The organism is Ignavibacteriales bacterium (assembly GCA_026390775.1).
GTDB lineage: Bacteria > Bacteroidota > Ignavibacteria > Ignavibacteriales > Melioribacteraceae > Fen-1258.
Genome location: JAPLFF010000003.1, coordinates 665,910 through 680,790, shown reverse-complemented (window position 1 = coordinate 680,790; position 14,881 = coordinate 665,910). Strand labels below are relative to the sequence as shown.

Genomic DNA, 14,881 nt, shown 5'->3' with positions numbered 1-14,881 from the left:
ACGGCTTTTTAATTTCTTTCTGAAAGGAGAAATAAAATGAAATACTTAATTGTTCTTTTCTTGTTTAATACTGCTGTTATATTAGCACAAAATATAGTCCTCAAAGGTAAAGTGTTAAATAGCGATGATAAATCACCAATTCCATTTGTAACCGTTACAATTGAAACGGAAAAAGAAATTGTAACAACAAATCAAGAAGGAGATTTTGAATTTCGCGAGTATATAAAACCCGATGAGATAATTTTATTTTCTCATGTTGGATTTGAGCCAATAAAAGTTAGTGTTGAACAATTTCAGAAGCAGTATAATGATATAGTATATCTAAAAAGTAAAATTATTACCAGCCAAACAATACTTGTTAAGGGTAGTATCGGTAATGAAGGAACTACACCGGTTACATATTCAAAAATTAGTAAACTAACGTTAAGAGAAACATATACTAATCAAGATATACCTGAATTCTTAAGCTACCAACCATCCGTAACATTTTATTCTGAGAACGGGAATGGACTTGGTTATAATTATCTGAGTATTCGTGGATTCGATCAAAGAAGAATTTCGGTTTCGATTAACGGCATTCCTCAAAATGATCCTGAAGACAATAATGTTTACTGGCTTGATTTTCCTGATCTACTAGAAAGTACAGAACTCATTCAAATTCAGCGTGGTGCCGGCTCCGGAATGGCTGGTTATCCTGCGGTAGGAGGTTCGATTAATATAATAACTTCTACTTTTTCGGATAAACCTATTATGGAATTCTCGAGTTCGATTGGAAGTTTTAATACACGAAAATATTCTGCACAATTTTCAAGCGGGTTAATTTCGAATAAATATTCTTTTTATGCTAAAGTATCTCAAACATTGAGTAGTGGTTACCGTAATTCTAGCTGGATAGATTTTAAATCTATTCATTTAAGTGCAGTAAGATATGATAGAGATTTAACGACTCAAATTAATATTTATGGTGGTCCGATAGAGGATGGGCTTGCATATACTGGTTTACCGAAATTTGCTATTAAAAATAATGAATTACGAAAAGCAAACTACTCTTACTGGGAAGCAAATGATAAGAAAATTACTTATTCAATTGATAGACGCCCTGAAGAGATTGAAAATTTTTCTCAACCGCATTTTGAATTATTAAACGAGTTGAAACTAAATGAGAAAATAACTTTCAACTCAGCACTTTTTCTAGTACTTGGAAATGGTTTCTTTGATTATGATGGATCTTGGGCTGATACAAATTATTTCAGAATAACTAAAAACTTCGGATTCAATACAACACAAAATCCCGGGAATGCTTTAATAAGAGCTATGGTTGAGAATAAACAATGGGGCTGGATTCCTAGGATAAATATTATACATGATAATGGGGAATTAATCGTTGGCGGAGAATTACGATTTCATAAATCCCTTCACTGGGGGAGCATTTTGTTCGCGGACGGATTACCTGACGGATTGAATAAAAATTATCGTTATTATGAATACAACGGTGGTAAAGATATTTTCAATTTTTATGTTAATGAAAAGTATAACCTAAATGAACAAACAAATTTACAAGCAGAAGTTCAGCTTATAAGTAGCATTTATAAACTATCTAATGAAAAGTATTTAGATAATAATTTTAAAGTTGATAATACTTTTCTAAATACACGGTTAGGTTTTAATTTTAAAGTATCACCCGATTTTAACTTTTATCTAAATTATGCTCGAGTATCTCGAGAACCAAGATTGAATAATTATTATGATGCCGCAGAATCAAGCGGAGGAGCTGCTCCACTATTCGAAATTAATTCGTTAGGGAATTATGATTTTTCAAAACCTTTAGTTAAACCTGAAACCATGAATGATTTTGAATTTGGTTCAATGTATTCTTCAACAAATATGAGTTTGTCGTTTAATTTATACTATATGATATTTAATAACGAGATTGTTCAACAAGGTCAGGTTGATCGCTTCGGCCAGCCAATAACCGGCAATATGGATAGGACAATTCATTATGGAACTGAACTACTTGGTAATTTTAAATTAAACGAGAATATAGAATTTATTTCTAATGCATCTTTATCGAAGAATTACATTAGTAAAGGTGTTGCTTTTATTAATTACACTGATCAGCAAAATGGTAATAGTAAATCAGCCGTGCTTAATCTTGATGGAAACTCCATAAGCGGATTTCCTTACTTTACTTTTAATGCAATATTAAAATATCATTCAGAAAATTTCCTTTTGCAATTTTCTACAAAATATGTAAGCGAGTTTTATACAGATAACTACTATACTCAACTTTCATCACTTAATAATAATTATCCGGGATTTACTGATTACTCGGATAATAGAGTAGATCCATATTTTGTTGCGAATCTTTTTTTATCTTATAATTTGACAATGGAACCAGCAGCAAAGAATATGAGAATCTTTTTCCAAATTACTAATGTATTTAATAATTTATATGCAGCTTATGGCATTGGTAAAGAATTTTTCCCGGCAGCTGAAAGAAATTATTTATTTGGTATTAAATTAGGTCTATAATGAAGAAATGTATAATTCTTGCTAATGGGTTTCTTCCTAGTAAGAATACAGTCAAATTTTTGCAAGATAAAGGTTATAAAACATTATTATGTGCCGATGGTGGTGCTAATTCAGCTAAAATTTTAAATCTAATTCCAAAATATATTATTGGAGACCTTGATTCCATAAGACCGGATGTTTATGAGTATTACAGTAACAAGTGTGACATAATAAAAATTAATCGGCAGAATGATACTGATGTTGAAAAATGTTTAAAATTTGTAATGAAGAAGAGATATAATGAAGTGATATTGCTTGGTGCAACTGGAGACAGATTGGATCATTCTTTCTGTAATCTTGGTATTGTATTAAAATATTTTAATAAAATTAAAATATTGATCATTCATCAAAAATCATTACTATCAGCATATACCGGAAATATTATTCTAACAACTATCCCAAACGAAATCATTTCACTTTATGGATTTGATTTTAAAACTCGTGTTAAATCATCCGGATTAAAATATCCTTTGAAAAATATTACTCTTCCGTTTGGGCAAAAGGAAAGTACAAGTAATATTGCAGTTAATAACAAAGTGCAATTACAAATTAAGGGCGGAATAATTTTTGTTATACGTGATTTTGATTTATTGGAAAAACATGGTCTCTTTTAGTCTACTCGATTTTATTATTATTTCTGTGTTCTTTGCTATCCTATTTCTAATTGGTTTCTTGCCTAAGAAAGAACCGAAAGGAAATTTTTCCGAGTATTTATTAGCTAGTAGAAATGTTGGTTTATTTCTGTTCATAATGACAAATGTTTCAACCTGGTATGGTGGAATACTTGGTGTGGGTGAATTTACTTATCGGTACGGACTGTTGAGTTGGTTCACTCAAGGTTTACCTTACTACATATTTGCAATTTTGTTCGCAATATTTTTTGCTAAAAAAATTCGTAGTGCAGAATTATTTACTATACCCGATAAGTTAGAACAAATCTATGGAAAAACTGTAGGGATATTCTCGTCAGTTCTTGTATTCATACTTGTTTCGCCTGCGCCATATTTATTAATGGTAGCTAGCCTTCTTAGTATGATTTTCAACATTAACTTACTTCCGGCTTTAATCATTAGTTTCATTGTTTCCGGAATTTACTTACTTAAAGGTGGGTATAAATCAGATTTATATACCGATGTCTTTCAGTTTTTTATAATGTTTATTGGATTCATCTTGATTGTTTACATTTCATTTTCTCAAGTAGGTGATCTGAATTTCTTAAAACAAAATTTGCCGAAAGAACATCTGTCATTAACTTCAAATGTTTCTCCAATTTACATTTTAGTCTGGTTTTTAATAGCACTCTGGACCTTCGCTGATCCAGGATTCCATCAGCGATGTTATGCGGCAAAAAATGGAAACGTTGCTAAGTGGGGAATTATTATTTCAGTTCTATTTATGGGGTTGTTTGATTTTCTTACTACAACAACCGGCCTATTTGCAAGAGCTTCATTACCAAATCTTCCAAATCCTGTTCAATCATTTCCACTTTATGCAGAAAAAATATTAGGAAGCGGAATTAAAGGAATTTTTTACGCAGCAATGTTCGCAACTATAATTTCAACTCTTAACAGTTTCATTTTTCTTAGTGCTACTACTTTCGGAAGAGATTTTGTTTTTAAGCTCAAAAAGAAATCAACAATAGAAAAAATTCCAAATTATACAAGAGTTGGATTAATCGTAACGGCATGTATAAGTATTCTAATCGCATATTTTATTCAATCAGTAATTACTATTTGGTATTTGATCGGAAGTGTTTGTATTCCGGGAATTATTTTTCTTGTCTTTGGTGCTTACTATGAAAAAATAAGAGTTTCAAAAAATTATGCTATAGTAGAAATTATAGGAGGAGTTACTTCAAGTGTGATTTGGTTTTTTGTACGAGAGAAATTGAAAAACGAATTATTACAACAAATCGAGCCAATGATAGCCGGATTATTATTCGTTTTTATTGTCCATGTAATTGGAATAATTAATTTTAAGAAACATGTTTCTTTTTCATCAAAGAAAGAATAACAGAAACAGCAATACAAAGAATAATTATTCCTAATGATAAAGCTGTGGATATTACAACATAATCTGCAACCAACATTTTCAATCCTACGAAAGTAAGAATAACTGAAACACCATATTTGAGATAAACAAACAAATCAACAATTCCTGCTAAAGCAAAATATAATGCACGAAGACCAAGTATGGCGAATATGTTAGATGTAATTACAATAAATGAATCTGTTGTGATAGCTATAACCGCAGGAACAGAATCAAGATTAAATATAACATCAGCAGCTTCAACTAAAATTAAAGTTAAAAAAAGCGGAGTAAAAAATAATTTACCTTCTTGTGTAAGAAAAAACTTTCTACCTTCATACTTTGGTAAAATTCTAAATGCCTTCGAAACAAATTTTACTAATCGGTTGTTTTCAAGATCAATTTGTGTCTCTTCTCCAAACGCCATATGATATGCAGCATAAAGCAGAAGAGCACCAAAGAAATAAATAATCGGATGGAACATGTTTATGAGAGCAATTCCGGCAAGTATAAAAAGGATTCTCATTGCAATGGCTGAAATAATTCCCCACTTAAGAACGTGAGGTTGGTTCTCATCTTTAATGCCCATCACATTAAAAATCATAAGAAAAACAAAAAGATTATCTAATGAAAGTGATTTTTCTACAAGGTAACCGGCAAGAAATTCAATCGCTTTTTGTTTCCCGTTTTCTAAAAAAAGAAGTATAAGGAGATTGAATAGAAGTGCTGTACCAATCCACACTCCGCTCCAGATCAGACTTGACTTTATACTGATCTTACCTTTTCTATGAGCAGTTACAGAAAGGTCAATATAAAACATAACTATGATGATAACTGAAAATATTACCCAAAAAATAAAATGATTATGCATAATCTTTCTTAAGGAAGTAGAATTCCAACTGCAATCACAGTTGTCCAAAGTCCTTTTTTATCACCTTGAGCAGATTGAGTAATATTAAAAGTGTTAACAATTTTTCTAGACATTTTATAAACCTGCTCTCTCTCGTTCCATGCTTTATCAGAATCGAAATCTATTCCTAAAGTAGTTGCAAGCATTGTTGCGGCAAGATCTTCAGCATAATCTCCGGCAATTTTTTCGGTTTCTCCATAAGGATGATGTTCTGATAGATATCCATACATTTGTTTATCGGCAGGAATTGCTACACCGAGAGAGGAGGCAATTAATCTATTCGGTTCACATGTTGCGTTCCGTGCCATCACACAATGTGTAATTTGTCCCGGCTTGAGTAATTTTAAACCTTGTTCTTTGCTCAATCTCTTGCAGCCGATAGGGAAGATACTGCTGACTGAAACTAGATTACATATTTCAATGCCGGCATTTCGAAGAGCAAGCTCGAATGATGCAAGATACTCTTTATGTTTACCGACACCTTTCGTAAAAAAGATTTTTGTTGGAACGTACAAGTTATTATCCTCCATTTTATTTACCTATTATTTTAATAAAATTTCTTTTTCCTACTTTAAGAATTTTAGTTTTATCAAACCGAATTACTTCTTTAATATTACTGATTTTTTCTCCGTCAATTGTTACACCGCCTTGTTGCACAAGTCTTCTTGCTTCTCCTTTGGATGGTGCAAATCCTACTTCTACAATTAAATCTATTATCTCCATTGCCTTCGTGTTAGGATCTATTTTGTATTCTGCAACTTCATCCGGTAAACCTTTTTTCACAAAGATATTATCAAACTCGGTTTCAGCTTCGATTGCTGCTTCTACCGAATGATACATCTCCACTAATTTTCTTGCCAAAGTTCTTTTAATATCTCTCGGGTTGACTTTCTTATCAGAAAGATTTTGTTTGATTGCTATTAATTCATCATTTGAAATATCAGTTGTTAATTCGAAATAAGTATAGATCAGAGCGTCAGAGATTGAAAGTGTTTTACCGTAAATATCTTTTGGAGTTTCATTTATTCCAATATAATTGTCGAGAGATTTGCTCATCTTCTCAACGCCATCAGTACCAATTAGCAGTGGTAAAGTAAGAATCACTTGCGGCTGCATTCCAAACTCACGTTGAATATCACGTCCTACAAGTAAATTAAATTTTTGATCCGTTCCGCCTAACTCAACATCACTTTGAATTGCAACCGAATCCATCGCTTGTGCTAATGGATATAATACCTCATGCATACTTATTGGTATTCCGCCTTTATATCTTTTTGTGAAATCGTCACGTTCCAACATCCTTGCAACAGTATATTTCGAAGCAAGTTTAATCACATCCTCAAAAGTCATCTTTCCAAGCCATTCAGAATTGTAAACAATTTTTGTTTTTACTTGGTCTAAAATTTTTGATGCTTGTTCAAAATAACTTTTTCCATTCTCGCGCGATTCCGAAAAAGAAAGGGGAGGACGTGAACTGTTTCTGCCGGACGGATCACCAATCATTCCGGTAAAATCGCCAATGATTAAAATTGCTGTATGTCCGAGTTGTTGGAACTGAGCTAACTTGCGTAATACAACTGAATGACCGAGATGGAGATCTGGACGTGTAGGATCGCAGCCAAGTTTGATGTTAAGCGGTTTATTTTCTTTTATAGATTTTTCTAATTTCTGAACTAATTCCTCTTCAGGGATAATTTCAGAAGCGCCTCTTTTGATCAAGTCCATCTGTTCTTTAAGAGGTGGGAAGAGAGTTTTTTTATTCAATATTGTCTCCTGAAAAAGCTACTTAAATTTTCTTTGCATTTCTCTAATTAAATCTCGCTTGGCAATATCTTCGCGTTTATCGTACTGTCTCTTGCCGGTTGCTACTGCCAATTCTACTTTTACTAAACCATCTTTGAAATAAAGCCGTAAAGGAATTAATGTATTTCCTTTTTCTGTAACAGCTTTGTCCAACTTTCTAATTTCACTTTTATTAAGAAGTAATTTCCTTTTTCTAACCGGATCGTGGTTGTTTATACTACCTTGTTCATAGACGGATATGTTTGCATTATGTAACCAAACTCCATCGTTTGCCAGAGTTGCGTAACTATCAACAAGATTAGCTTTGTTCTGTCTTAATGCTTTTACTTCCGTTCCTACTAAAACAATACCCGCTTCGTAAGTCTGAAGAATAAAATAATCATGTTTTGCTTTTCGGTTAACGGTAATGTTCTTTTCTGTCGAACTCTCAGTCATAATTCTATAATTGATGGCAAAATTTATTTTTATTGCGAGTTAATTGCAAGGAATTAACATTATCACAAAAAAAAGATTTTATGAGCCAAATTGCTTAAGGAATTTTGGCTCGTTCGAAATGTTTGATTAAATTTTCATATAACTTCTAAAAGAATACTATGGCTGAAAAACATTTCTACGAACAAAAACAATATACAAAAGAATATTTACTTCCTTATTTCCAAAAAATGATTTCGGATTTTCATAAAATGAAAGTTTTAGAAGTTGGATGTGCCGAAGGCGGTTTATTGGAAACTCTGCAAGAGATCGGAATGCATGTAGTTGGAGTTGAGCTAAGTCCCACACGTGCTGAAACAGCCATAAAGAAAAATCATAATCTTAAAATTATAGTTGGAGATATTACTGATTCAAAACTACCGGGACAATTATCCGAAACCTTTGATGTAATAATTATCCGTGAAGTGATAGAACATGTGTCGGATAAAAAAGCAGCTTTTGACAACCTTGGTAAACTACTTAACTATAATGGATTTCTATTTATAAGCTTTCCTCCAAAACGATCACCATTTGCCGGTCATCAGCAAATCGGAAAAAGTTTCTTAAAGACGATTCCTTATTTACACATTCTTCCAAAGTCTATTTTAAAACCAGTTGCAAAATTATTAGGTGAGGATGCAGGATATATTGATGAAATCAAGCTGCATTACGGCACAGGGTGTACCGTTCACGAGTTTGAATTTCAGTGTTTACTGCAGAATTTCATACCGATCAAAAAAGATTTTTTTCTGTTTAGACCTATATACGCTTTACGATTTGGTTTACCAACGATCAAACTCCCGAAGATTCCAATATTAAAAGAGTATATTTCTTTTGGATGCGAAACTTTGTTACAGAAAAAACCTTTTTAATTAATTATGCAATCAATATCTTTACACAAAACTTGAAATAGTTAGAGGTCATAATGTCAGAGATGCAGAAGAAACTCTCCAATACTTTTTATTCAATACTTAGTTTACCTTCCACAGCAATGGGCTTTGCTCTGTCAATTCAAATAGCTGCACTTAGTTGGTTAATGCGGACAAAATATAATTTAGATCTTCATGAGATTGGCTTTGTCTGGGCAGCGGGACCTTTAGCCGGAATAATCGGTCAACCGATTGTAGGATTAATAAGTGATAAAGTTTGGTTCTGGAATGGAAGAAGAAGACCATTTATTTTAATTGGCGGAACAATAGCGGCATTAATGTTATTTGCACTTCCCAATATTGACAAGATCAGCGGATTTTTTGGAGTGAGTAATATAATTGTTGTCGCAGTCTTTGTTGCTCTCACTTTGGATTTGGCGATCAACGTTTCATTTAATCCAACAAGGGCTATAATTGCTGATGTTACTCCCGAAGGTGTACCAAGAACTAAAGGTTATACCTGGATGCAAACAATATCCGGTTCATTTGGAGTTCTTGCTTATGCGCTCGGGGCAATCTTTGGAAATTATTTTTTGATCTATTTTGGAGTATTTCTTGTCCTTGCTTTTTCATTAATACCAATGTTTTTTATTGATGAACCTCGTGAATTGATTTCAGAAGTTGAAAAAGATTCCAAAAGTTCTACGTATTCATTCGAAGAATTCATATCTATCTTAGAACCACTATATGGTTTTATTCTGTTAGCAATTCATTTTATAGTTTCTTCATTTGTAAAGTTATCACCTGATGTTAATCAGTATATTATTATTTGGCTCCTAATAGTTTCTTTATTCTTTGTATTAAAAACAGTTGTTAAAAAAGAAGATGATAAAAATGATAAGTATGGGATAGTTTCATATAAAAAAGTTCTAGCCGCAAATTCATTTTCGTGGATCGGTGTGCAAACAATGTTTGTTTATATGATCGGTTATATCGAACAGAAATTAAATCCATCTTCACCGGTTGAGACTGGACAAATATTATCAATTTCATTTCTAATATTGAGTGCGGTAGGTGCTATTCTACCGGCATTTGTTCTTGAGCCGATCACAGAAAAAATTGGAAGAGTAAAAACTCACTTTTTATGTTTAGCTGTGATGTCGCTTGCTTACTTCGGAATAGTTTTGATGGGTACTAGTTCACTAATTGTTTGGATATTAATGGCTGTCGCTGGTGTTGGTTGGGCCGCAATAGTAAGTTTACCGTTTGCAATTATGTCTGAAAAAGTAAATAAGAATCGTATGGGATTATTCATGGGCGTATTTAATCTTTCGGTTGTGTTGCCACAATTATTTGTCAGTTTAGTTTTAGGTACATTTGTTCAAAATGCCGGCAACAAGAATATTATTTTTATTATAAGTGCTATTTCATTAGCCGTGTCCGCTCTACTCTGGTTAATGGTACATGATTCAAAAGTTAAAACTGTAAGTGAAAAATCATTTGCAAAAGGACATTAGTTTTGAATTCAAGAGGCAATTAAATGAAAGTATGGAAATATGTTTTTGTTTTGATGATAATTCTTTCTCAGATCAATTATGCTCAAGAGAAACCCAAAAAAATCCAAGTTGATTTTAATGAAATTAAAGGAGAGTTGACAGCCAAGGATTTATATAAAAAAGATTTTGGTCGGTATGATGGTTATGAAATTGAACTCTTCGAAGGAGAAGCTGTAAATTTTGTTGTGTACACACAAAAATTTCAACCGAGTCTTGCATTGGTTAATTCTCAAGGAAAGATATTCAAACAAAGTGATCGAAATAATAAAGGTTATGGAAATATAGTAACCACAATTACAATCTCAGGTAAATATGTTTTGTACGTAATTGGATCCGAGAATTCTTTAGGAAATTACATTTTGCAAACTGCAATAGCAGAACCAAATGCTTTATCGCTTGACAGCACATCAGATTTCTGCTCTACATTAGATTTTCTAGTTGCACACTCTATTGCATATTTCTTTTTATTAGAGAACCCGAATTTGGCAACTCAACAACTAGTAAAACTCAATGATGCTGTAGATGCGTTTATTGATGAAGAGGATGGTTCATATAATGCATCATTTTACAATAGCAATGAATTACAAAAAGCTGAAATTTTTTTCAAAACAATAACTGACAAAATTAAATTGTGTGTTGGTAAAGAATGGCAAATGAAATCATCCAACTGGCTAACTATTGAAGATTATAAAGAAAAGTCTGTTACATTTACTGAAAATGTAAAAGATAAACCTCGCTACATAGTTGTTGAATTATATGATTATACCGGATCAAACCAAAAGTATAAGAATAATTACAGTGTTGAAGTTAAAATAAATCGCAAAGCACAAAAACAGAACTTAAAATAGTCCTATGAATTTTTTGTCTATTTAGTTCATTGCATTTTATTTCACTTCACTTCATCTAAATCATTTACAAACATTACTAAAGCAGCTGCAATAATCATTGACGCACCTCCAATAAGTAATGCGTATATAGCATCATTGTTGAAAAAATGTTTAACAAAAAAACCAAGTATAGCTGCAGCAGTAATTTGGGGTATTACAATAAAGAAATTAAAGATGCCCATATAAACACCCATCTTTTCAGAAGGAATGGAACCTGCGAGTATTGCATAAGGCATTGCAAGAATTGATGACCAAGCTAAACCAATTCCTAATTCAGAAATGAGTAAAAGATTTGGATTCTTAATAACATAAAATGATGCAAGCCCGATTCCTCCACAAATTAGACTAATCATGTGTACAGTTTTGCGGGAAGTTCTTTTTGCAATCCATGGAAGTAAAAATGCTGTAAGTGCTGCAAAACCATTATAGATCGCAAATAAAACTCCAACCCAATTTGCTCCTTCATTAAATAGTTTAGAGGAAGTATCTGTTGCACCATATATGTGATGAGTAACGGCAGGTGTAGTGTAAATCCACATTGCAAAAAGTGCAAACCAAGAAAAAAATTGTACGACAGCAAGTTGAATCATTGTCTTAGGCATTCCAATAAAAGATTTAAATATTTCAGCAACTCCCTTAAGTAAACCCTTACTTTGCAATTTGTTATGTTCAAATTGTTCTATATTCTCTGGAGGATACTCTTTAGTTCGGAAGACTGTCCAACCAACTGCTGATATAAATGCAAATGCGCCTATATAAAAAGAATAGCGTACTGATGGTGGAATTTGTCCTGCTGGTGCAGTATTACTAATTCCAAGCCAGTTGGTAAAAATATATGGCAAGACTGATGCAATGATTGCTCCAGTTCCTATAAAAAAACTTTGAACAGCAAACCCAGTAGTTCGTTGTTCTGAAGGCAGGAGATCAGCAACTAAAGCACGGAAAGGTTCCATAGAAATATTTATTGATGCATCCATAATCCATAACATACCCGCGGCGACCCAAAGTGCTGGAGAGTTGGGCATTATTAATAATGCAAGAGAAGCAAGTATAGCACCAATTAGAAAATATGGGCGACGTCTGCCTAATTTTCCCCACGTTCTATCGCTTAAATAACCTATGATTGGCTGAACGATTAATCCAGTTACAGGGGCTGCAATCCATAAGATTGGAATTTGATCTATGCTCGCTCCCAATGTTTCAAATATTCTACTGACATTTGCATTCTGAAGAGCGAAACCGAATTGTATTCCTAAAAACCCAAAGCTCATATTCCAAACTTGCCAGAAATTTAATCGTACTTTTGCCATAAAGTTACCTTATGATTTAATAATTATTTTAAAAGCAATTTAACCGATTGTTATATAAAATTCTAAGAAAAGAATTAACAATAGACTTAAAAAAATAGATTCTTGTTAAATGAGATAAAAGCAAACAAAGAATCTCACTTAAAAAATATTTATTTTGTTCACGAAATAAAAAAGTAATATTCATGCAAGAAAGTAATACATCAAAGCGGAAAAAAGATCACATAGAACTTTGTCTTTCTGAGAAGGTTTCATTCAAGACAAAGACTAATGGATTTGAGAACTATGAATTTGAACATTACGCAATAACTGAGGTTGAGTTTAATAAAATTGATCTATCAACTAGGTTCCTTAAAAAGAAAATTAATTATCCATTCTTAATTTCTTGTATGACTGGCGGAACTGAAGAAGCTAAAAGAATTAATGAAAAATTGGCAATCGTGGCTAATGAACTACAAATTCCAATTGGAGTTGGCAGCCAAAGACAGGCTTTAGAAGATAAAAAGTATCACTCCACTTATAGAGTAGTTAGAAAGAATGCCGGAAAGGTTCCTATACTCGGAAATATTGGCGCAGCTCAAGTTGCAAAATCTAAAAATTTGATTAACGATATCAAATTGCTAATTGATCTCGTTGAAGCTGATGCAATGGTCATCCATGTTAATCCACTTCAAGAATTATTGCAAGCAGAAGGTGCACCGGATTTTAAGGGTTTGATTAAAAATATTGAGAAGATTTGTTTAAAAATAGAAACACCGGTGATTGTTAAAGAAGTTGGTTCCGGAATAAGCAAACTGGCAGCAAAAAAACTTTTGGAAGCTGGTGTAAAAGGAATTGATGTATCAGGTGCAGGTGGAACAAGCTGGGCTGCTGTGGAATTAAAAAGAAGTAATAAAACCGATAATTATTTTCAAGAATGGGGTTTACCTACATCATATTGTGTTAGAAAAGTTAAGGAATTAAAAAAAGATTTTGATTTTACACTTATTTCTTCCGGCGGAATTTCAAACGGAGCTGATATTGCGAAATCAATTGCACTTGGTGCTGATCTTGCTGCATCTGCAAGAATTATTTTACAAAAAGTTGTGAAGAATGATATAAATAGTGTTGTAGAATTAATTCAATCTTGGTTCTCAATAGTAAAAAGAATTATGTACTTAACAGGAAGTAAAAATATTCAAAATTTCAAGAAAGTTGGATTGATAAGAAAAGAGGAACTGTATTGAATTCTAATTCGGGAAAATTTAATAACATTTATCACGCTGAAATTTCAATAATTGAAAAGAGATTAAGTTTACTTCTCAAAGGGAAAGAACCAAAATCTCTGTATGAACCTTGTTCTTATATTCTAAATGGAGGAGGAAAACGTCTTCGTCCGTTTCTTGTTCTAATTTCATCGAAAGCTATTGGTGGAAAATTCCAGAATGTATATAATGCAGCAATTGCAGTTGAAATACTTCACAACTTTACTCTCGCACATGATGATATAATGGATAATTCCCCAAAACGTCGAGGAAGAAAAACTCTTCATAAAAAGTATGATGTTAACACTGCAATACTCGCTGGTGATAATTTAATTGCACTTGCTTACGATAGTCTTCTAAAAGATTGTAAGAATAATGTAAAAGAAATTGTTTCAGCATTTACACATGGTGTAATTGAAGTTTGTGAAGGGCAAAGCTTAGATAAAGATTTTGAACTTCGACAAAACGTTTCTATAACTGAATACCAAAGAATGATCTATAAGAAAACTGCAGCGTTGGCTGAAATGTGCTGTTCCATCGGTGCACAACTGTGTGGTGCTTCAGCAAAAGAAATTAAAGCAGTTTCAAATTATGGTAAAAATCTCGGCATGGCCTTTCAAATACAAGATGATCTGCTCGATATTGTTGGCGAAGAAGATCAAATTGGGAAAACAATTGGAAGTGATTTAGTTGAAGGGAAAAAGACTTATTTATTTTTACGTGCACTTGAAAAATCTAATGTTAAAGATCGGACTGAACTTATCAAAGTTATAAAGCAAAAGGGAATTTCACGAAGTGAAATTCATAAGTATAGTAATCTCTATTTGAAATTAGGAGTTATTAAAGATGCTGAGCACGAGATTATGAAATACACTAAATTGGCATTAAAGAATTTATCTTCATTAGAAGATAGTGATGGTAAAAATTTAATGATCTGGTTAGCTAATGCTCTTATTACAAGGAACAAATGATCGAATATAAAATTAAAATTATAAATAATGCCGGTTTGCACACCCGTCCGGCAGCGACAATTGTAAAATTAGCATCAAAGTACAAATGCGATTTTTTCCTAAATAAAGATGGTCTTCACATAAACGGAAAAAGTATAATTGGTGTTATGACACTTGCTGCTGAAAAAGGATCTGAAATATTGTTGATCTTTGACGGGGAAGATGAAGAACATGCTTCAAAAGAAATAGTAGATTATTTCAACAGAGGATTTGACGAGCTATAAT

General features: G+C 32.6%; 14 protein-coding genes. 9 read left to right on the top strand and 5 right to left on the bottom strand.

All coding sequences use genetic code 11. The annotated features are described in order from the left end of the window. Nucleotides 1–36 precede the first annotated feature (36 nt). The 3 genes from NTZ27_03425 to NTZ27_03415 are packed head-to-tail and all read left to right on the top strand — an operon-like array spanning nucleotide 37 to nucleotide 4,584. Nucleotides 37–2,532, top strand: a complete 2,496-nt coding sequence (locus NTZ27_03425; GenBank protein ID MCX6173787.1) for a TonB-dependent receptor — start codon at nucleotides 37–39, stop codon at nucleotides 2,530–2,532. Beyond that, the gene (locus NTZ27_03420) at nucleotides 2,532–3,185 is read left to right on the top strand and encodes a thiamine diphosphokinase (protein ID MCX6173786.1); all 654 of its coding nucleotides are present in this window, start codon (nucleotides 2,532–2,534) and stop codon (nucleotides 3,183–3,185) included. The genes NTZ27_03425 and NTZ27_03420 overlap by 1 nt, the downstream gene beginning before the upstream one ends. Next, entirely contained in the window at nucleotides 3,172–4,584 is a 1,413-nt protein-coding gene (locus NTZ27_03415; GenBank protein MCX6173785.1) for a sodium:solute symporter family protein, read from the top strand. The genes NTZ27_03420 and NTZ27_03415 overlap by 14 nt, the downstream gene beginning before the upstream one ends. Here the strand turns inward: NTZ27_03415 and NTZ27_03410 are convergent. The 4 genes from NTZ27_03410 to smpB are packed head-to-tail and all read right to left on the bottom strand — an operon-like array spanning nucleotide 4,547 to nucleotide 7,747. Then, entirely contained in the window at nucleotides 4,547–5,470 is a 924-nt protein-coding gene (locus tag NTZ27_03410) for a TerC/Alx family metal homeostasis membrane protein (GenBank protein ID MCX6173784.1), read from the bottom strand. The genes NTZ27_03415 and NTZ27_03410 overlap by 38 nt on opposite strands. Before the next feature lie 8 nt (nucleotides 5,471–5,478). Continuing rightward, nucleotides 5,479–6,039 (bottom strand): arginine decarboxylase, pyruvoyl-dependent, encoded by a 561-nt coding sequence (locus NTZ27_03405; GenBank protein ID MCX6173783.1) that lies wholly within the window; start codon nucleotides 6,037–6,039, stop codon nucleotides 5,479–5,481. A 1-nt stretch (nucleotide 6,040) separates the two neighbouring features. After that, nucleotides 6,041–7,273: a tyrosine--tRNA ligase gene (tyrS, locus tag NTZ27_03400; GenBank protein ID MCX6173782.1), complete on the bottom strand. Its 1,233-nt coding sequence runs from the start codon at nucleotides 7,271–7,273 to the stop codon at nucleotides 6,041–6,043. An 18-nt stretch (nucleotides 7,274–7,291) separates the two neighbouring features. Next, on the bottom strand, nucleotides 7,292–7,747 hold the full coding sequence (smpB, locus tag NTZ27_03395) for an SsrA-binding protein SmpB (GenBank protein MCX6173781.1): 456 nt from the start codon (nucleotides 7,745–7,747) through the stop codon (nucleotides 7,292–7,294). Nucleotides 7,748–7,905: 158 nt separating this feature from the next. Between smpB and NTZ27_03390 the strand changes: the two genes are divergently transcribed. From NTZ27_03390 to NTZ27_03380, 3 genes are read left to right on the top strand one after another with little or no spacing between them, the layout of a single operon-like run. Then, nucleotides 7,906–8,655, top strand: a complete 750-nt coding sequence (locus NTZ27_03390; protein MCX6173780.1) for a methyltransferase domain-containing protein — start codon at nucleotides 7,906–7,908, stop codon at nucleotides 8,653–8,655. 53 nt (nucleotides 8,656–8,708) lie between these two features. After that, nucleotides 8,709–10,169, top strand: a complete 1,461-nt coding sequence (locus NTZ27_03385; protein MCX6173779.1) for an MFS transporter — start codon at nucleotides 8,709–8,711, stop codon at nucleotides 10,167–10,169. 23 nt (nucleotides 10,170–10,192) lie between these two features. Beyond that, complete coding sequence (locus NTZ27_03380) at nucleotides 10,193–11,056, top strand: hypothetical protein (protein MCX6173778.1); 864 nt, start codon at nucleotides 10,193–10,195, stop codon at nucleotides 11,054–11,056. A gap of 41 nt (nucleotides 11,057–11,097) precedes the next feature. Here NTZ27_03380 and NTZ27_03375 read toward each other — a convergent pair whose 3' ends face one another. Then, nucleotides 11,098–12,405 (bottom strand): MFS transporter, encoded by a 1,308-nt coding sequence (locus NTZ27_03375; protein ID MCX6173777.1) that lies wholly within the window; start codon nucleotides 12,403–12,405, stop codon nucleotides 11,098–11,100. A 182-nt stretch (nucleotides 12,406–12,587) separates the two neighbouring features. Here NTZ27_03375 and fni point away from each other — a divergent pair, with 182 nt between their 5' ends. The 3 genes from fni to NTZ27_03360 are packed head-to-tail and all read left to right on the top strand — an operon-like array spanning nucleotide 12,588 to nucleotide 14,880. Next, a complete protein-coding gene (gene fni, locus NTZ27_03370; GenBank protein ID MCX6173776.1) occupies nucleotides 12,588–13,628 on the top strand; it encodes a type 2 isopentenyl-diphosphate Delta-isomerase in 1,041 nt (346 codons plus the stop codon). Beyond that, entirely contained in the window at nucleotides 13,625–14,617 is a 993-nt protein-coding gene (locus NTZ27_03365; GenBank protein ID MCX6173775.1) for a polyprenyl synthetase family protein, read from the top strand. The genes fni and NTZ27_03365 overlap by 4 nt, the downstream gene beginning before the upstream one ends. Beyond that, nucleotides 14,614–14,880 carry an HPr family phosphocarrier protein gene (locus NTZ27_03360; protein ID MCX6173774.1) on the top strand — a complete coding sequence of 89 codons (267 nt, stop codon included), beginning with the start codon at nucleotides 14,614–14,616 and terminating at the stop codon, nucleotides 14,878–14,880. Before NTZ27_03365 ends, NTZ27_03360 begins: the two co-directional genes overlap by 4 nt. The last annotated feature ends 1 nt before the right edge of the window (nucleotide 14,881 follow it).

What these genes read in the sequence shown, in the direction of transcription:
- NTZ27_03425 (MCX6173787.1), top strand. Translation starts at nt 37, where the DNA reads ATGAAATACTTAATTGTTCTTTTCTTGTTTAATACTGCTGTTATATTA.
- NTZ27_03420 (MCX6173786.1), top strand. Translation starts at nt 2,532, where the DNA reads ATGAAGAAATGTATAATTCTTGCTAATGGGTTTCTTCCTAGTAAGAAT.
- NTZ27_03415 (MCX6173785.1), top strand. Translation starts at nt 3,172, where the DNA reads ATGGTCTCTTTTAGTCTACTCGATTTTATTATTATTTCTGTGTTCTTT.
- NTZ27_03410 (MCX6173784.1), bottom strand. Translation starts at nt 5,470, where the DNA reads ATGCATAATCATTTTATTTTTTGGGTAATATTTTCAGTTATCATCATA.
- NTZ27_03405 (MCX6173783.1), bottom strand. Translation starts at nt 6,039, where the DNA reads ATGGAGGATAATAACTTGTACGTTCCAACAAAAATCTTTTTTACGAAA.
- smpB (MCX6173781.1), bottom strand. Translation starts at nt 7,747, where the DNA reads ATGACTGAGAGTTCGACAGAAAAGAACATTACCGTTAACCGAAAAGCA.
- NTZ27_03390 (MCX6173780.1), top strand. Translation starts at nt 7,906, where the DNA reads ATGGCTGAAAAACATTTCTACGAACAAAAACAATATACAAAAGAATAT.
- NTZ27_03385 (MCX6173779.1), top strand. Translation starts at nt 8,709, where the DNA reads ATGTCAGAGATGCAGAAGAAACTCTCCAATACTTTTTATTCAATACTT.
- NTZ27_03380 (MCX6173778.1), top strand. Translation starts at nt 10,193, where the DNA reads ATGAAAGTATGGAAATATGTTTTTGTTTTGATGATAATTCTTTCTCAG.
- NTZ27_03375 (MCX6173777.1), bottom strand. Translation starts at nt 12,405, where the DNA reads ATGGCAAAAGTACGATTAAATTTCTGGCAAGTTTGGAATATGAGCTTT.
- fni (MCX6173776.1), top strand. Translation starts at nt 12,588, where the DNA reads ATGCAAGAAAGTAATACATCAAAGCGGAAAAAAGATCACATAGAACTT.
- NTZ27_03360 (MCX6173774.1), top strand. Translation starts at nt 14,614, where the DNA reads ATGATCGAATATAAAATTAAAATTATAAATAATGCCGGTTTGCACACC.